The following is an 18,128-nucleotide window of genomic DNA, read 5'->3' as shown; positions in this document are numbered from 1 at the left end:
TATGCTGGCGACCCTTACCGATTTTAATCAAAAAGTGACTCTGATTCAGGATAGCGGTATCCAGTTCCTTGATTTCGCCATCAAAGCCACCATCGACCCGGAAATGCCGGGCAAGTTTGTGCGGCAGACCGCGAATGGCCCGCTGCTGTTGCTCGAACATGAGGCAAAAAGCGGTAAATATCTGCTGCGGATGACCAGCGGCCAGCCGCCTGAAGTGGTCAAACCGGAGCTGAGCATTGCACTTGAGCAGTCACTGGCGCTGCTGGAAAATATCTGGTTGCCACTGCCGGTGCTGCGCTGTACCCCACCGCGTAACTTTATTGGCGGCCCGGAAAACTGGGCGCGCATGCAGATCTGCAAGCTGGATACCCCGGACCAGGAAGGCCATACCCACCGTGTCTGCCTGGCGTTCGACACCCAGAGCTGGCCGGAAGGTGATGAAATGGAGCATCTGGCGCTCAGCGCCAGCGATGCCAATAACGGCGTAAACTTTGCGCTGGCCTGGCGTAACCATGAGCTAAGCGAGTTTCTCGATCTCACCTGGATTGACGGCTGGCTGCGGGAAGTGTTTACCCAGCAGGCAACTGAGCGCGAACAGCGCCACGCCGGCAGTCTGAAAATCGCCCTGAAAGAGTTTGAATATCAGGCGCACTATCTCAATCTGCTGAATTTGCTGGGCAGCCAGCTGCAACTGAATGAAATTAAAATTCATACCGCCACGCTGCAGGAGCCGGTAGTCAATGTCGATCTGATCCTTGATGTCGGCAACTCACACACCTGCGGCATTCTGGTGGAAGATCATGCCGATGAGAGTAACGGCCTGAAGCAGACCTATGAGCTGCAACTGCGCGATATCGCGCAACCGCACCATGTCTATAACGAGATGTTTGAAAGCCGTGTCGAGTTTGCGCAGGCCCGCTTTGGCAAACAGAACTTTTCGCTGGAGAGTGGCCGTGAAAACAGCTTTGTCTGGCCGTCACTGATCCGTACTGGCCGCGAAGCCAGCCGCATGGCGCTGCAACGTCTGGGAACCGAAGGCGCCACCGGTATCTCCAGCCCGCGCCGTTATCTGTGGGATGAAGAGAGCTGGCAGCCGGGCTGGCGCTTTAATCAGGCCGCCGGTATCACCAGTGATGAAACACCCGCCACCGCAGCGCCATTGATGAATCTGCTGAATGACGACGGCCAGCCACTGTATGCGCTGCCGGTCGACGATCGTCTGCCGGTATTTTCGCCGCACTACAGCCGCAGTTCGCTGATGAGTTTTATGCTGTCCGAACTGCTGGCGCAGGCGCTGATGCAGATTAACAGCGCGGCGCAGCGTATGAAGATGCCACACAGCAATGCGCCGCGTCAGCTGCGTAATATCATTCTGACGCTGCCTTCGGCGATGCCGAAACCGGAGCGCGAGATTTTCCGGCGCCGCATGATTGAAGCTATCGCGCTGGTATGGAAAGCGATGGGCTGGCATCCGGCTGATGAAGCGTTCAGCAGCGCCAGTGATAAAGCGAAAAGCGTCAAGCCGGTGCCGGAAGTGCAGATGGAGTGGGATGAAGCCACCTGCGGACAGATGGTCTACCTGTTTAATGAAACCCAGGTGAATTTTGCCGGTCGTGCCGAAGACTTTTTCGCCAGCATGGCGCGTCCCGATCGCCAGCGCGGCCCGGATGAAGCGCCGGGCAAAACCCTGCGTATCGCCTCGATCGATATTGGAGGCGGCACCACCGACCTTGCTATCACCCAGTACGCGCTGGATGACGGTATCGGTCATAATGTGAAAATTAACCCGCGCCTGCTGTTCCGCGAAGGCTTTAAGGTGGCGGGCGACGATATTTTACTCGATGTGATCCAGCTATATGTGTTGCCTGCCTTGCAGGATGCGCTGAAAAAAGCCGGACTGGTCAATCCTGATGTGCTGATGGCGAAACTGTTTGGCCATGACGGGCGTATTGATGCCCAGTCCACCCTGCGTCAGCAGGTGACATTGCAGATCTTTATGCCAGTGGCGCGCGCCATTCTGGAGAACTACGAGCGCTTTGACCCGCTGGACAGCAGCGCAGAGATTGATGCCACTTTTGCCGAACTGTTGCAGCAGGTGCCTACCAGCAAAGTGCTGGAATATATTAATGGCGAACTGCAACGCGCCCTGAGTGCGGAAATCAGTTTCGATATTCTGCAGGTGCCGTTGATTCTGAAAATGAGCAAGCTGCATGGCGAATTTTTATCCAACCGCATGACCATTGTGCAGACCCTGCGCTCGATGGCCGAAGTGGTTTCGCTGTATACCTGCGATGTGTTGCTGCTAACCGGACGCCCGTCGCGTTTTCCGGGTGTGCAGGCGCTGTTCCGCCACCTGCAACCGCTGCCAAACAGCCGTATTCTGTCGCTGGAAGGTTATCACACCAGTGACTGGTATCCGTTTAATAAGCTGGGGCGAATCGACAATCCCAAGTCGACCGCGGCCGTCGGCGCGATGCTGTGCCTGCTGGCGCTCGACCTGCGTCTCTCCAGCTTCTATTTCAAAGCCGGCGATTTCCAGCCTTACTCCACCATCCGCTATCTGGGGATGCTGGATGCCGATAATGTGCTGAGCAGCAGCAATGTCTACTACAGTGATATCGACCTTGATGAGCCGGAATTTACCCTCGACCGCAAGTCCAGCTTCCAGATCCGCGGCGGATTATGCCTCGGTTTCCGTCAGCTGGATAACGACCGCTGGCCCGCTTCGCCGCTCTACAGTCTGTCGATTACCGACCAGACGCTGGCGCGCAAAATCGCCGGTGACAGCGTCTTGCGCGTTAAGCTGGCAGTCGCGCCAGGTGAAGATCCGCGCAGCCCGGAGCGTTTTGAGATTGCCGATGCACGGCTTGCTGACGGCAGCCGGGTTCCGCTGCACCATTTACGCCTGAGCCTGAACACCTTATCCGGCAGTGGCAACAGCACGGCACAATACTGGATCGACAGTGGGAGCGTATTTAAGAAATGAGAGCCATGACGCCTAAACAGTTAGTCAGCCAGCAGAGCAAACAGTTGCTGGCGATCAATGAAGGGATCGACATGGCGCTGACGTGGCTGGACAGCAGCCGTAACAGCGCATTGCGTCTGGATATGGAAGCGGACGGGGTGAAAACCAAACTGCGCCGCTGCCGTAACCAGGCGCGTCATCTTAACGCCACGGCGGCTACGGCCAGCACCCTCGCCTTCTATGGCCTGTCGCAACCGGGTAAAGCCTGGCTGCTGACCTCGATGGTCGCCGATGCCAGTCAGCGGCTGGAAACGGTCATGGCGGGTAAGACGCTGGATTACTTTACCCATATTAATCCAGGTAATCAGGATTGCGGCATTGTCACGCGCTTCAGCCGTCAGGCGGAAGTGAAAAACAAAAGCTGGCCCTTTGAACTGACGCTGTTTAACGAAGCGGATATGACCTGCATGGTGCTGAGCGCCGCGATGCAGCAAGCGAAGCCCGGTTTTGATGAAGCGCAGCTGCTACAGCAGCTGAGTAATCTGCAACGCCACCGTCAGCCGGAAGCGGTGGATGGCATCACCAGCGATCAGATGGTGGCGATTTGGGACTTTATGCAGCGGCACGATGCGCCACGTCAGAAACTGCTGGCTACGCATTTCTGGCCGGTGGCCTGTGAACTGGCGCCATGGCTGACCATTGACGATCGCGCGCGCTTGTTCTCACTGCTGTGGGATGGCGATACCATCCTGACCAGCCTGTGGCGCCAGCTGGCGCATACGCTGCAAAATCTGGCCGGCGCCAGCAAGGTGCTGGGACCGCTAAGCCTGTTAATCGACGAGGCGCAACTGCCCGCCGACGCGCTGTTTAATCCGGCCGCAATCAGCAGCCTGAATATGGCCGATGACCGCTATGTGCAGGTCAGCCCGCGTATTGGTGGCCGCGCAGGCAAAGCCGTCGATATCTCCCTCGCCGAGCTGGCGCTGTTAACCGTTGAACTGCTGCTGCCGCTCCACTCCACACCGCTGGAAGCGCTGTTTGAGCAGACGGATGTACTGGATATTCCGGGTAACGGTGAACCGCTGGATGAGTCACAACGCCAGGAAGCGCAGCGCGCGCGGCAGCAAAACCCACTGGCGGCCCGACTGTTACAGGCCAAGCGTGGTTATCTGCTGGAGTATTACAGCGATCGCCAGGCGATTAATTTACTGATGGTGTGCAGCGCTGCGGGGAGTCGCTCAGAGGTCAAAGCGGTCAGTAAATCACTTGATTACTGGGTAAAACAGACCCAGGGTGAAAGCGCGGAAATGCGCAGCGGACGTAAACCCGGTCTGATCTGGGCGATTACCCCGCACGATCAGCGCCATTTTCAGCAACAGAATCACGATGAAGCGGTTCAGCGCCGCGTCGGTAATCCCGGTGATATGTGGGGTTCGATGCTGGCGCTCGATCGTGGTGGTATTCAGCGCATGGCGGGCTGGCTGGAGAACGAGGTCCGTCGCGAAGTGAAAACCGCGCGTATCGGCCAGCAGCTGCATGAGTTACAGCGCGAGGTAGCAGAAAACCTGCTGGGCAGCTGGCATCAGGTTGACAGCGATGCCGGACAGACGCAGAAAAAACAGCAGATCGCCGAAACGCTGTTAAAAGCGCTGCAAACCCGCACCGGCCTGCATGGTGAACTGCTGGAACGCCTGCAACCTTCGCGTGACGAACTGCGTCGCCTCTATCTGCAACAGCCGCAGCAAAGCACCGAGAACCCGGCGCTGACCAGTAATAACAGTCATTTTGGCATCGGTATTGAGATCGATCTGTTTAGCGAGCTGCCGGATGCCCCGCTTAACGAAGCGCCAATTAGCAGCCAGGCAGATGATGACAGCCAGTTTGCGCGCCAGGTTCAGCGCTATTGGGTGAATCATCTGCGTAATCTGCCGGAAAATGCTTCGCTGCTGGAGCTGCTGGATATCAGTAAAGCCACGCTGCAGATGCTGGTTGAAGAGCTGATAGTGGCCAGTTTCCGCCTGAATATCGGCGCAGCGTTGCGTAAAATGTTAACCGAGAGCGAAGCCAGCAGCGCCAGTCGTGAAGGTAAAACCGATCGTCAGGTATCGCGCGCACTGACCGTGTTGGGTGACTTTGTCGCCTGGCTGGGTTTCCTGCAACAGAACAGTGATGAGCGTCCTGAAAGCCGTATCAACCGCGGTCAGAAGATCTTCGCCCAACCGGCCACGCCGGCGGTCAGCTTTGGTCACTCTCAGCGTCTTACGCGACTGTCAGCGGCACCCGCTAATACCACGGCGTTTTATATCTATGACTGGCTGGTGGGACTGAATGCGCTGATTGTGCAGAACAGTGGCTATTCAGCGGCCAGCGAATTAAAACCGGCCCAGCGTAAACAGCTGGCGGAAATCGTTGCGCTTATCAAAGCCTCGTGAACTGACGGGGCAAAGGTCTGCCCCGTTAAGGTTCTATGGTTAATTGCAGTTCTCCGGCTAACGCTTTTTCAGCCTGTTGCAGGGTGGCGATAATCGCCGCGAACTGCGCGCTATCCGCGTGCTGCGACAAATGGCGTATGCGGATGCGCGCCGGCAACGCCATTTCGCCGGTGACGCTGTCCCACAGCGCATCGAGATTGGCGCCAAAGGCCGTATTTAGCTGACATTTAGCGGCAAACTGGCGGTAAAAGTCCGCCGTGTTGCGGATATGGCGAAAATCGAACGTCACGTTTAGCATCGCTTAATCCACCTGATTAAAGCTGCGGTAATGATCTTTAGTGACAAAGATCAGCCCATCGCTGGAGTACAGCAGACGGTCGGCGCTACGATGACCACACTGGTAATTCACATCCGCTTCATACCACTGACGTCCCTGCCGCTGCGGTAAGCGCCCTTCCCGGTTAGCAAAGTGGTCGCCGCCAATCGCCTTGCCCGGCAGCCTGTCACACAGATTGCCTTGCTGTGGTTGCCAGCCCTGACGTCGGGCCTGACTTTTAGTGAGGTAGTAATCGGGTAAACGCTGATGCTGTTGCAGATAACTGGCAACCCGGCGTTCAGCAGTCAGCGAAGTGATATCGGCGTGTGCTGTCGACTGCTGGTGTCGGGCGGTCGGTGATTCGGAATTTGCCGGATGGGTTCCCGGTCTTAATCCCGCTACCGCAGCCACAACGGCCAGCGCCAGCGCGATCCACAATCTTTTATTCATAATTCTGCCTGCGTAATGTCTGCGAACAGTACTATACCTGAGTAATCAGCATTGCAGGAAGGCGGGGATCTTTTGCGTGGCGAGGTGATGGTCAGCAGCAAGCTGGAAAAGGTCGCGGGCCGGATGTTACCGGCCCTGGCGCTGAATTAACTGTGCATGCACTCCGCTTGCTGTGTGTGACTGACGGTTCTGCGCCATGCGCCCGGCGCCTGACCATACTGGCGTTTAAAACTGCGGTTAAACGACTGCTGTGAATCAAAACCAAGCGAAATTGCCACGTTCAGGATCGGCTCATCACTATTGGTCAGCCTGTCGGCGGATTTCTTTAACTTTTCGGCGCGAATATATTCGCCCAGCGGCAGGCCGGTATGCTCTTTAAACATGCGTTGCAGGTGCCATTTGGAGTAGCCCGCACGTTCAGAAACGGTGTTGAGATCCAGTCGCCCTTCGATATGGTTGTCGATCCAGTTAAGCAGATCGTGAATGAATGCATCACTTCTCATTGTTCTCTCCCGTCACGCTGACGAATAGTAATAATATCTAGTACACTTTAATGCTGAGCGATCCTTAGACTAAATGCAAGTTTTATTATTGCATTTAAAACCCTGCTACATGCAGGGTTTTGTAAGCCAGACAGCCTTGCTCTCTGCCCGATCAAAACAGCACATAAAGTGTATCAGTAATTCTTGCAGATAATTTAGCAGCTCCCTACAATCGCCCGAATAAGTGTATCTGTCATCGATACGTTATTTATGGCATTGGACAATCTGTCAGGCGGCTTAAACCGCCTTATTAACCGGGAATATAATAATGTTAAGCCTGCAAAAACCTTGGGTTACCTATGGGCAGCGACTGTTGGGGTCAGCGCTGCTTATCACCCTGCTGAATGGCTGTGATAACAGCGTGGCGCAGAACGCCGCGCCGCCAGCCCCTGCGGTCAGCGCGGCGGATGTGGTGATTAAACCGGTCAGCCAGTGGGATGCCTTTAATGGCCGCATCGAAGCGGTGCAGAGTGTCCAGCTGCGTCCGCGCGTATCGGGCTATATCAATAAAGTGAACTATCGCGAAGGTCAGGAGGTAAAAAAAGATCAGCTGCTGTTCACCATTGATGACCGTACCTATCGCGCAGCGCTGGAGCAGGCGCAGGCAGAGCTGGTGCGGGCGCGTACCGAAGCGAATCTGGCGCGCAGTGAATCAGGCCGCACGGAGAAGCTGATTAACAGCCAGGCAGTATCGAAAGAGATGTGGGAACAGCGCCGTTCGGCCGCCTCGCAGGCGCAAGCCGATGTGCTGGCCGCGCAGGCCGCCGTCGATATGGCACAGCTAAACCTCGACTTCACCCGCGTCACCGCGCCGATTGACGGTCGCGCCAGTCGCGCGATGATCACCGAAGGTAATCTGGTTACCGCCGGGGACAGCGCCAGCGTGCTGACCACGCTAGTCTCGCAGAATACCGTCTATGTCTATTTCGATATTGATGAAGCCACTTTCCTGCGTTACCAGCATCTGGCACGCGACGGTCAGGCCGCCAGCGCGGAGAACAGTGCCCTGCCGGTCGAAATGGGACTGGTCGGCGAGCAAGGCTATCCGCACCAGGGCAAAGTGGATTTTATGGATAACCAGCTGACGCCAGGCACCGGCACCATCCGCATGCGCGCCCTGTTCGATAACCATGAACGTCAGTTTACACCGGGGCTGTTTGCCCGCGTGCGCCTGCCGGGCAGCGCTGAGTTCAATGCGATGCTGGTCGACGATAAGGCGATACTGACCGATCAGGATCGTAAATTTGTTTATGTGGTGGATGCCGAAGGTAAAGCGCAACGTCGTGATATCGAAATCGGTCGTCTGGCAGAAGGTCTGCGCATCGTGCAGAAAGGCCTGAAAGCAGGCGACAAAGTGATTATTGACGGCATGCAAAAAATCTTTATGCCGGGAATGCCGGTAAAAGCGCAACCCGTGGCGATGACTGCCCGCTCCGGCACACCTGCCGTTAACTGATGCCAACCAGAGAATCCTGACTGATGGACTTTTCCCGCTTTTTTATCGACCGACCGATCTTCGCGGCGGTGCTGTCGATCCTGATCTTTGTCACCGGGCTAATCTCGATTCCGCTGCTGCCGATCAGTGAATATCCCGATGTGGTGCCACCGAGCGTACAGGTTCGCGCCGAATACCCGGGCGCTAACCCGAAAGTGATTGCCGAAACGGTGGCGACACCGCTGGAAGAAGCCATTAACGGCGTCGAAGGCATGATGTATATGAAATCGATCGCAGGCTCCGATGGCGTGATGGTGACCACCGTCACCTTCCGTCCGGGCACCGATGCTGACCAGGCTCAGGTCCAGGTGCAGAACCGCGTGGCGCAAGCCGAGGCGCGACTGCCGGAAGATGTACGCCGTCTTGGCGTCACGACCCAGAAGCAGTCATCGACCATGACCCTGGTCGTGCATCTCTCCTCGCCTTCCGGTAAGTACAACTCACTGTATCTGCGTAACTACGCCACGCTGAAGGTCAAGGACGAGTTAGCCCGTTTGCCGGGCGTCGGCCAGATCCAGATTTTCGGTGCGGGCGAGTATGCGATGCGTGTCTGGCTGGATCCCAATAAGGTGGCGTCACGCGGTCTGACCGCCTCGGACGTGGTTACCGCCATGCAGGAACAGAATGTGCAGGTGTCTGCCGGGCAGCTGGGTGCAGAGCCGATGCCTAATCAGAGTGATTTCCTGCTGTCGATTAATGCCCAGGGCCGCCTGCTGGATGAAGAGCAGTTTGGCAATATCATCCTGAAAACCACCAACGATGGTTCAATTGTGCGCCTGCGCGATGTGGCGCGTATTGAAATGGGATCCGGTAGTTATGCGCTGCGTTCACAGCTGAATAATGAGGATGCTGTGGGTATCGGCATCTTCCAGGCGCCAGGCGCCAATGCCATCGACCTGTCCAATGCGGTACGTGGCAAAATGGATGAACTGGCGACCCGCTTCCCTGAGGGCATGCAGTGGCAGGCTCCTTACGATCCAACGGTCTTTGTGCGTGACTCAATTAAGGCTGTGGTTCAGACCCTGCTGGAAGCGGTGCTGCTGGTGGTGCTGGTGGTCATTCTGTTTCTGCAAACCTGGCGCGCCTCCATTATTCCGTTACTGGCCGTACCGGTATCGGTAATTGGTACTTTTAGCGTGCTCTATCTGCTCGGCTTCTCGCTGAATACGCTGAGCCTGTTTGGTCTGGTGCTGGCGATAGGGATTGTCGTCGATGACGCCATTGTGGTGGTGGAGAACGTTGAGAGGAATATTCAGGAAGGCCTGACGCCGCTGGCCGCTGCCCACCAGGCGATGCGCGAAGTGTCCGGCCCGATTATCGCCATTGCGCTGGTGCTGTGTGCGGTGTTTGTGCCAATGGCATTCCTTTCTGGGGTTACCGGCCAGTTTTACAAACAGTTTGCGGTTACCATTGCCATCTCGACGGTGATCTCGGCGATTAACTCGCTGACCTTATCCCCGGCACTGGCGGCGCTGTTGCTGAAACCGCATGATGCCAGCAAAGATCTGCCGACGCGCATCATCGACCGTCTGTTCGGCTGGCTGTTCCGCCCGTTCAACCGCTTTTTCCATAGCAGCTCGGAGGCTTATCAGCATAAGGTTTCGCAGATCCTCGGACGGCGCGGGGCGGTGTTTGCGGTCTATCTGCTTTTACTGGTTGGTGCCGGCGTGATGTTCAAAGCGGTGCCAGGTGGCTTTATCCCTGTTCAGGATAAGCTGTATCTGATTGGTGGCGTTAAGATGCCGGAAGGCTCGTCGCTGGCTCGTACCGATGCCATGGTTCGGCTTATTAGCAAGATAGGGATGGAGACTGAAGGCGTATCGTATGCGGTCTCCTTCCCGGGGCTGAACGCACTGCAGTTTACCAATACCCCGAATACCGGCACGGTGTTTTTTGTCCTGAAACCCATTGAGGAACGTAAGCGCAACGCGGCGGAAATTAACGCGGAGATTAATGCCAAAATCAGCCAGATTCAGCAGGGTTTTGCCTTCTCCATTTTGCCGCCACCGATCCTCGGTCTCGGTCAGGGTTCCGGTTACTCTCTGTATGTGCAGGATCGTGACGGACTGGGCTATGGCGCGCTGCAAACCGCCGTTAACACCCTGTCCGGCGCGATAATGCAGACCCCAGGCATGCACTTCCCGATCTCCACTTACCAGGCCAATGTGCCGCAGCTGGATGCGCAGATCGATCGTGATAAAGCTAAATCCCAGGGTGTGCCGCTGAATGAGCTGTTCAGCACCTTGCAGACCTATCTCGGCTCGTCTTACGTCAACGACTTCAACCGCTTTGGCCGTACGTGGAAAGTGATGGCGCAGGCTGATGGTCAGTTCCGTGACAGCGTGGAAGATATTGCCAATCTGCGCACCCGTAACGATCAGGGCGAAATGGTGCCGATTGGCAGTATGGTGCATATCACCACTACCTATGGCCCGGATCCGGTGATTCGTTATAACGGCTATCCTGCAGCCGATCTGATTGGCGACGCCGACCCGCGCGTGTTGTCATCCGGGGAAGCGATGGAGAAAGTCAGTGGCATGGCGGCAAATCTGTTGCCCAATGGTATGAATATCGAATGGACTGACCTGAGCTATCAGCAGTCAACCCAGGGTAATGCGGCGCTGATTGTCTTCCCGGTGGCGGTGCTGCTGGCGTTTCTGGTGCTGGCGGCGTTGTATGAGAGCTGGACATTGCCGCTGGCGGTGATACTGATTGTACCGATGACCATGCTATCTGCGCTGTTTGGCGTCTGGCTGACCGGAGGCGATAACAATGTGTTTGTTCAGGTAGGACTGGTGGTGCTGATGGGGCTGGCATGTAAGAACGCCATCCTGATTGTCGAATTTGCCCGCGAGCTGGAGTTACAGGGTAAAGGCATTGTTGAGGCGGCGCTGGAGGCTTGTCATCTGCGTCTGCGCCCTATCGTGATGACATCCATCGCTTTTATCGCCGGTACCATTCCGTTGATTCTTGGCCATGGCGCCGGTGCGGAAGTCCGTGGCGTCACCGGTATCACTGTGTTCTCAGGCATGCTGGGAGTCACGCTGTTTGGTCTGTTCCTGACACCAGTTTTCTATGTTGCACTGCGGAAGCTGGTTACGCGTAATAAGGTGGTTGCCGAAACACAAACGGCCTGATGCGATCTCAGACCGTGAATAAGGTAGCGATAAATAAGGCCCGTAAGGGCCTTATTTATTACCAAACTGAACCAGGGGTACGCGGAAGCTCTGGTGTTGGTTTAAAATTTTTACCTGGAATCACTTTACCATCTTTTCGCTCCAGCCAACCCGTTTCCAGCCAGTGATCAACAGCTTCCTGCACAACCAGCTGCAAAATACGCAGTTTCTCCGGCGTCAGCGGATTACAGTCCTGAACAGATAATGACATATCCCCTCCCATCTCCACATAATCCATTGTAGATCCTCCAGTCTGCCGGTATATATTTATACGCAAACTTGCCATTTCTTTTTACTTTCAAACCTAATAGTTGATCGTATACGTTTTTTAAATCGGTCACTCTGTTATCAGAACTTCGTGCCGCGTAGAATAAATAACCACCAGGTTTTCGCACAGTGTAATGAAGTTTTATTATTCTGACAACTTTCTTTAGGGTTAGCGGAATGACGTCCAACAAAGATATATGGCGAAAAGAACCAAAGTTATTTATTCCATGGTCAATAATATCAAAATAAAGCTCTACCATACCATTTTCAGGGAAGTCGATGGCTGGCAAATCAATATGATACTGTTTTGTACGCATCTCCTCTACGGTAAGGATATCGTTAAACACCAGGGTAAATGATACATCACCGACTTTAAACACCGCGGTGATATAAGGTTTTCCATAATTTAAGTGGATTCTGAATTCATGTGGAGAATCTATATTCTCCATTTATCACTGCTTCCCTGCATTTATTACCTGAATATATAACAGGAATCATTCCTGTATTAACTTAACAGCGTCGCAGGACACCGTATAAAACATTCACATCGCAGAAAAATAGCATAACAGACTGCTTATTTCCCTGCCCGGTAGTCAGGTTTTCGAGTGTGATTCAGAGAAAAAATAGTGGGTGACAGTACGTTAAGCCGCTTTTGTGATATATGCCGCAAAAGGAGAACGCTGGACGTCGAAAGCATAGAATAACGAAGGGGGTAACCGACCGTAAGATTAACGGCCGGCTTTTTTGCACTCATTCAGTACGGCATCAGGTTCCAGCAGATCCATACAACCGCTGGTATCGCCTTCTCGTAGTGCAGCTAACGCATCGGCGACGGTGCGGCCAGCCAGCACATTCAGCGAAGCTTGCTCAGCTTCATCAACAATTGATTTAAAGTACCAGCAGGCATTAGCGCTGACCACGCAACGTGCGGCCACTTCCGGGCGTGCCGCCCAGATACGCTTGTCTTCAATCACCGAGCTGTAAATATCGCGCAGGGTTATCTCTTCAGCCGGACGGCCAAGATGGATTGAGCCGGTACGACCAAGGGTGGAAAGAATAATGCCATCGCGGGTCAGCGGTACCATCAGTTTCCGGATAAAGCTTGGGTTAGCTTCCAGACCATAGGCCAGAATGGCGCTGGTCGAACGTTTACCCAATTGCTCCGCCATCGCTACGCTGAGAACCATCTGCAAAGCTGTCGGGAAGCGATAATCTAACATACAGTCATCCTGGTTCGGCGAATCTTCTTTTTGTTGGCGCCGTTGCTGTGAATAATCAATAAGCAATAATATAACAAACACAGGTGCTTTTTAGAAGTAAGCCCTGTTGCGCAAGGCACATATTCACCATTTCACCCCCCGCCCGGGGGCGCGGTTTTACTGCCGCTCAATCCTGCAATCGTCACGCCCCTGTGAAGATTATACTTAATTTAGTTCTTAAATTAACAATACGCCCGTCGCCGCTTTGATTGTTGATTGTGGTCAATATCCGAACGATTTATGCGCGTATATTGTGCGCACCTTCACCAGGAAATAGCCACAAAAGGCATAAAAATAAGATGAAATCAGCAAAATCACTCTATAGCGCAGCCTCGGCCTGCGTACTCGCTTCTGCCGCACTGATAATCTGCTGTGGTGCGGTTTACCAGCGTCTGCTCAGCGGTGCAACGCTGTCATGGTCGCAAGCGATAAGCAATCATATCCCCTGGGGTGTGGCGTTTGTTGTTCTCTATGTCGCCAGTATTGCTTTCAGCTTACTGATTGCCAGAACCTTTTTTGCCGAATCGCTTATCAGCAGCCCCTTGTCTGCTGAGTCTGCCGGCCTGCTGGAGACCGAGTAACGGCTTACAATTCATTGCGGACAATAATCGGCTTGATGTTTTCCAGTTCGCGTACCTGCTGCGCAATGGCCATGATTTTTGGCGTATGTTCAGCAAACCACGCCTTCTGTGGTCGCCAGGCAACCATCACCGCCAGATAAGCATCCAGTAAAGAAATTTTTGCGCCAAACAAGTATGGGCCCGGCGACGTAATCTGACTTTCCAGCCATAACCATAACTGCTGACGATAGCGTTCGGTGGAGTCCAGCAGCTCGCGCTCACCCAGCAGCGTCCAGCGTGACGTGATATCACCATAAGTAAAGGTTGGATAGACATTGGCCACCAGCCAGATCAGCAGATGGTAAAAACGTGTCCGATCGGCCGGAGCCAGCTGCGGATGACGATCCAGCAGTTGCAGAGCGATGGCGGCGCTTTCCGTCATCACCCGCCCATCGGGTAGTTGCAATGCTGGCACCTGCGCCAGCGGATTGACTTGCAATAACCGGTTGCGGGCGCTGCCGGGTTCTTCAAAGCCGTTGACGTCGATAAGCTGATAAGGCTCCCCGGCTAAGGTATAGATGATTTCAATAATCGCTGAACCATATCCTGTGGCGCCATATAACTGCGTAACAGGCTGTATATCATTCATATTATCACCTCATTCTGTGTTAGCGCGCGCTTGCCATAGCCTGTCGTGCCATAAGTAACACTCCGCACAACTTATCGTTTAGTCACCCCTCTGACAACCCGACTTATTGCACAAAAGTCGTTGAACTTCCGCCTTATAAGTAACAATCTGCAGAGATATAATTTGTTTAGCAGGAGATTTCTTATGTCTGATACGCAACCTGTTTCCTTTGGTTTACTGCTGTTTCCAGATCTGACGCAACTTGATCTTACCGGCCCGTTTGAAGTCTTTGCGCGCGCGCCACAGGCGCGAGTGCATCTGATCTGGAAAACCCTTGCGCCGGTGACCTCCGATCGTGGCCTGGCGATGCTGCCCACGACGACGTTCGCCGACTGTCCACCGCTGGATATTATCTGTGTGCCGGGAGGGCCGGGACAAATCGCCCTGATGGAAGATGATGAAACGCTGGCATTTTTGCGCCAGGCCGCCGCCAGGGCGCAACTGATCACATCAGTCTGCACCGGCTCGCTGGTACTTGGCGCCGCCGGATTACTGCAAGGATACCAGGCAACCTCGCACTGGTCTTCACTGGACCAACTGAAGTTATTCGGCGCACAACCACTACAGCAGCGCGTGGTGCGTGACCGCAACCGTATTACTGGCGCGGGCGTCACCTCAGGCATCGATTTTGCGCTAACGCTGGTCGCCGATCTGTATGGCGCCGAAGTGGCGCAGAATATTCAGTTGCAAATGGAGTACGACCCGCAGCCGCCATTTAATAGCGGTTCACCGCTGACAGCTGCCGCGGCGTTAGTGGAGCAAGCCCGTAATATCAGCGCCAGTTTTATTGCCAAAAGACGTGAGGCCAGCCAGCGCGCAGCGTCACGCCTTTAGCAGCAGGCGTAACCGCTGCCCCCTACTGTCGATAAAAAACACTGTTGCCATGGTCTTCATGGTAAATTTTTTGTTTTCTTGCTTCTAATCGGGAACACTGTTCCCGTTCTTCTTCGCGGGTAAGTTGCAATGCCTTTACTTTTTCGTGAGTTAAAACTTTAGTGATATCAACTTCAGCAGTAATAAGTGCCATTGTTGAAAGCCGGGCAGTATCCTTGTTTACTTTTCGGGCAATGACGTCATTAAACGCCTCTTCTGTGCAAACGATAATTGTCAATTTACGCTCTAAGTCCGCCTTTTCAGCCCCATCAAGATTATTGGTTTTTTCAAGGAGTGTATAAACATATTCCATATTAACGTTATAACCCATATCGATCTGTTCCAGCAGATCGGATTTTATTTTTTTAAATGTTTCCTTAACCATGATTTCCCGATGACCTGCATACTTTGACTGAAGTTCCAGTCTCGACTGCGCGGCATCTGCTGGATTCTGCCTCCGACGTAGTTTGTTGGCAGACTGCTGGACAACCGGCTTAATCTGATGCGAAGTATCAGGGACCATATTACGTATCTTAATTGAAAACTCTAAACAGTTAATCGCCAGACGGATACGACTCAGCGGGCACTCAGCGACAAATGCACGTAAGACATTATAATTATTATTCTCTTCTTTTAGATTCATTCCGGTGCAGTCCAGGGATTCTTTAAGTTTTTTAATCCAGACGCCGTTACTGAAAGTATGCTTTTTATATTCACGATCCATTGCATCAATGAATGCTTTTTTATTAGCCACATCTTCAAGGCTAAAATCCGGAGAAAAACCACCCGCAATTACTTTTTCTGTCAGGATCACCTCAGCAACCTGGTTTAGTGAAGCCTCTTGCATTTCACGCCATAATTTATGTTTACAGTACGGAGGGTAATCCTCGATCAAAAATTTTATTTTTTTTACCGTAAGTGATCTTATCTGCTCCGTCTGCGATAGCGGTTCTCGCTTATACGACTGGCCGGGCATTCCTGCAAGTACATGGGGTGTATTGCTGACTTTGGCAATATCAGGAAACCGTTTATATATCTCTTTAGAATAGCCTTCTGGTATGCTTAAACTATTTTTTGACGCAGTACCTATATTCATCAGATTATCTCCTTTAGCTGATTAAAAAAAGATAATTAACTTATATCGATGCGGGAGCGTAAATCACCGTCACTAACGCCATCCAGACACGATAAAACAGTTCCATTGACCCACAGATTTTTATCTGTATCAGTAATCTGAATCACAGAATGAGGTGTTGTCGTCAAAAACGGGTTATCCGGGATTAACCCGGGTTCAGCGGGAAAGGTGCTGCATAGCTTAAGCGCCGGGTCGACAATCCCCTTTATCATTCCTTCCAGCAAATCGCGATTGCCGTCTACAGTTAAGTGACCATTCACCGAACCGAAACTGCAAGAAATGAAGCTGTTAGCGCCCTTTAAGCATTATTATCAGGCACGTCCCCGACTGCTTGTCGCCCTGCTGATAGCCATCGGCAGCTTTCTCTTCCTGCCTGCGACCCAGCCACTCGAGCAGCGCCTGTTAATCAGCTGGAACCTGCTGGCCTGGCTATATTTGTTTTCTCTCTGGTGGATGATGATGAAAACGCCTGCAGCGGGGATTGCGCCAATCGCCCGTGCCGAGGACGAAAGTGCCGCTACCGTACTGGCGCTGGTCTGTATCACCTGTCTGGTGAGCATTCTGGCCATTCTGCTTGAGCTGGGAGCGGTAAAACATCTTTCGGGAGCGGACAAGGCTCAGCATATTGCCCTGACCGTCGCCACGCTGATGGTTTCCTGGTCTTTACTGCCTACCGCTTTCGCCATGCACTACGCGCATATGTACTATCTGGTCAGTGACAAAGCAAAAAAAACGCTGATTTTTCCCGATCAGCTCCCTGATCCAGGCTACTGGGATTTTTTATATTTTTCTTTCACTATCGTCGTAGCGGCGCAAACGGCGGATGTGGCCACCGGCAGCACTGCGGTCAGGCGTATCACCTTATTACAGGCAGTATTGTCGTTTATTTTCAATCTGGCGATTCTGGGGCTTTCCATTAACGTCGGCGCGGGTTTGCTAAGCTGATGAGAATTTATACGCCAACATCCGGGTCATAACCTGCGGTCGCGCGCGCCCGCCATTCAGGCCGTCAGCTTTGCCAGTGCGGCGGCGCTCTGTTCGTCATCCGGCACATACACCAGCAGACGATCGCCATTACGCGGTGTCGACCACCAGTTATTCTGCCGCAACGCCATTTTGCCGACTTCCGGGCGCCAGAAATGTTTGATGCGATTTTCAAAACCTTTAAGCTCATAGCGCTGCCAGGTCTGGCGGAATTCTGCTGAGCTGGCCATCAGCCGTGCCAGCATCTCTTCCCACGCCGGATCGCCGAGATGTTCTCCCATCTGGGCACGAAACAGCGCCACCATATGCGGCATCACTTCGTCCCAGTCGGCCATGGTGTTACGCCACGCCTGATTATTAAACGCCAGCCAGATGCAGTTACGCTCTTCCGCCGGAATGGTGCTTAAATCAATCCCCATCAGACGGCACCAGGCAGGATTCCAGGCAAGAACATCAAAACGCTGGTTTTCAATAATTGCCGGTAACGGATCGAGTGCGTCCAGCATAATCTGGCTATGCGCCGAGACTTTAGCGCAGGCTTTGGCGGCAGTCAGCGTCGGATGCTGATAGCCCGCCAGTCGCAACAGATGGCCGGTTTCGGTTTCGTTACACTGTAACGCCAGCGCGATTGCCGCCAGAGTTTTCGCCGACGCTTTAATATCGCGTCCCTGCTCCAGCCAGGTGTACCAGGTCACGCCAACATCGGCCAGCTGCGCGACTTCTTCACGCCGTAATCCGGGGGTGCGGCGGTTACGCATCCGCGGTAATCCCAGACGACCCGGATCGAGGCTTTCGCGACGCTGACGCAAAAAGGCACCGAGCTGTAGCCGGTTACTTTTTTCCGTCAGGGTAAAGTCAATGATTAACGACATCCGCAGGTGCTCCAAAGCCAGACAGGTAGTTCTTATACCATGATAAGCAAGAACTGGTACCCGTTTAAAAGATATCTGATGCTATGCCCCGTCACCATTAAATACAAGGTTAAG

At 53.6% G+C, this 18,128-nt stretch carries 16 protein-coding genes; 7 read left to right on the top strand and 9 right to left on the bottom strand.

The annotated features are described in order from the left end of the window. Nucleotide 1 precedes the first annotated feature (1 nt). Complete coding sequence (locus tag N5923_RS19150; RefSeq protein ID WP_267144781.1) at nt 2–2,986, top strand: virulence factor SrfB; 2,985 nt, start codon at nt 2–4, stop codon at nt 2,984–2,986. Continuing rightward, nucleotides 2,983–5,397: a virulence factor SrfC family protein gene (locus tag N5923_RS19145; protein ID WP_267144782.1), complete on the top strand. Its 2,415-nt coding sequence runs from the start codon at nt 2,983–2,985 to the stop codon at nt 5,395–5,397. Before N5923_RS19150 ends, N5923_RS19145 begins: the two co-directional genes overlap by 4 nt. Nucleotides 5,398–5,422: 25 nt before the next feature. Here N5923_RS19145 and N5923_RS19140 read toward each other — a convergent pair whose 3' ends face one another. From N5923_RS19140 to N5923_RS19130, 3 genes are all read right to left on the bottom strand, one after another. Next, on the bottom strand, nt 5,423–5,695 hold the full coding sequence (locus N5923_RS19140; protein ID WP_267144783.1) for a barstar family protein: 273 nt from the start codon (nt 5,693–5,695) through the stop codon (nt 5,423–5,425). A gap of 3 nt (nt 5,696–5,698) precedes the next feature. Next, entirely contained in the window at nt 5,699–6,163 is a 465-nt protein-coding gene (locus N5923_RS19135) for a ribonuclease domain-containing protein (RefSeq protein ID WP_267144784.1), read from the bottom strand. A 146-nt stretch (nt 6,164–6,309) separates the two neighbouring features. Continuing rightward, the gene (locus N5923_RS19130; RefSeq protein ID WP_267144785.1) at nt 6,310–6,666 is read right to left on the bottom strand and encodes a helix-turn-helix domain-containing protein; all 357 of its coding nucleotides are present in this window, start codon (nt 6,664–6,666) and stop codon (nt 6,310–6,312) included. Between the two features lie 307 nt (nt 6,667–6,973). Between N5923_RS19130 and N5923_RS19125 the strand changes: the two genes are divergently transcribed. Both N5923_RS19125 and oqxB read left to right on the top strand, forming a co-directional pair. Beyond that, nucleotides 6,974–8,161, top strand: a complete 1,188-nt coding sequence (locus N5923_RS19125) for an efflux RND transporter periplasmic adaptor subunit (RefSeq protein WP_267144786.1) — start codon at nt 6,974–6,976, stop codon at nt 8,159–8,161. 23 nt (nt 8,162–8,184) lie between these two features. Further along, nucleotides 8,185–11,337, top strand: a complete 3,153-nt coding sequence (gene oqxB, locus N5923_RS19120; protein WP_267144787.1) for a multidrug efflux RND transporter permease subunit OqxB — start codon at nt 8,185–8,187, stop codon at nt 11,335–11,337. Nucleotides 11,338–11,395: 58 nt separating this feature from the next. Here the strand turns inward: oqxB and N5923_RS19115 are convergent, their stop codons facing one another. The 3 genes from N5923_RS19115 to N5923_RS19105 all read right to left on the bottom strand — a co-directional run bounded on the left by N5923_RS19115 (nt 11,396) and on the right by N5923_RS19105 (nt 12,863). Continuing rightward, nucleotides 11,396–11,587, bottom strand: coding sequence for a hypothetical protein (locus N5923_RS19115; protein WP_267144788.1), 192 nt, complete (start codon nt 11,585–11,587; stop codon nt 11,396–11,398). Beyond that, nucleotides 11,562–12,092: a hypothetical protein gene (locus tag N5923_RS19110; protein WP_267144789.1), complete on the bottom strand. Its 531-nt coding sequence runs from the start codon at nt 12,090–12,092 to the stop codon at nt 11,562–11,564. The genes N5923_RS19115 and N5923_RS19110 overlap by 26 nt, the downstream gene beginning before the upstream one ends. Before the next feature lie 279 nt (nt 12,093–12,371). Beyond that, nucleotides 12,372–12,863, bottom strand: coding sequence for an RrF2 family transcriptional regulator (locus tag N5923_RS19105; protein WP_267144790.1), 492 nt, complete (start codon nt 12,861–12,863; stop codon nt 12,372–12,374). A 338-nt stretch (nt 12,864–13,201) separates the two neighbouring features. Here N5923_RS19105 and N5923_RS19100 point away from each other — a divergent pair, with 338 nt between their 5' ends. Beyond that, nucleotides 13,202–13,483, top strand: coding sequence for a hypothetical protein (locus N5923_RS19100; RefSeq protein ID WP_267144791.1), 282 nt, complete (start codon nt 13,202–13,204; stop codon nt 13,481–13,483). 4 nt (nt 13,484–13,487) lie between these two features. On the opposite strand, the gene N5923_RS19095 is transcribed toward N5923_RS19100, so the two are convergent. Beyond that, nucleotides 13,488–14,111 (bottom strand): glutathione S-transferase family protein, encoded by a 624-nt coding sequence (locus N5923_RS19095; protein WP_267144792.1) that lies wholly within the window; start codon nt 14,109–14,111, stop codon nt 13,488–13,490. A gap of 183 nt (nt 14,112–14,294) precedes the next feature. On the opposite strand from N5923_RS19095, the gene N5923_RS19090 reads away from it, so the two are divergent. Next, complete coding sequence (locus N5923_RS19090) at nt 14,295–14,984, top strand: DJ-1/PfpI family protein (RefSeq protein WP_267144793.1); 690 nt, start codon at nt 14,295–14,297, stop codon at nt 14,982–14,984. Between the two features lie 22 nt (nt 14,985–15,006). Here the strand turns inward: N5923_RS19090 and N5923_RS19085 are convergent, their stop codons facing one another. Next, a complete protein-coding gene (locus N5923_RS19085) occupies nt 15,007–16,119 on the bottom strand; it encodes a hypothetical protein (RefSeq protein ID WP_267144794.1) in 1,113 nt (370 codons plus the stop codon). A 318-nt stretch (nt 16,120–16,437) separates the two neighbouring features. Here N5923_RS19085 and N5923_RS19080 point away from each other — a divergent pair, with 318 nt between their 5' ends. Continuing rightward, entirely contained in the window at nt 16,438–17,103 is a 666-nt protein-coding gene (locus N5923_RS19080; protein ID WP_267145258.1) for a DUF1345 domain-containing protein, read from the top strand. A 56-nt stretch (nt 17,104–17,159) separates the two neighbouring features. Here the strand turns inward: N5923_RS19080 and N5923_RS19075 are convergent, their stop codons facing one another. Beyond that, entirely contained in the window at nt 17,160–18,014 is an 855-nt protein-coding gene (locus tag N5923_RS19075) for a helix-turn-helix transcriptional regulator (protein ID WP_267144796.1), read from the bottom strand. Nucleotides 18,015–18,128: the final 114 nt, after the last annotated feature.

Source organism: Winslowiella arboricola (genome assembly GCF_025527015.1).
In the GTDB taxonomy this organism is placed as follows: Bacteria; Pseudomonadota; Gammaproteobacteria; order Enterobacterales; family Enterobacteriaceae; genus Erwinia; species Erwinia arboricola.
This window is presented reverse-complemented; position numbering and strand designations above follow the sequence as displayed.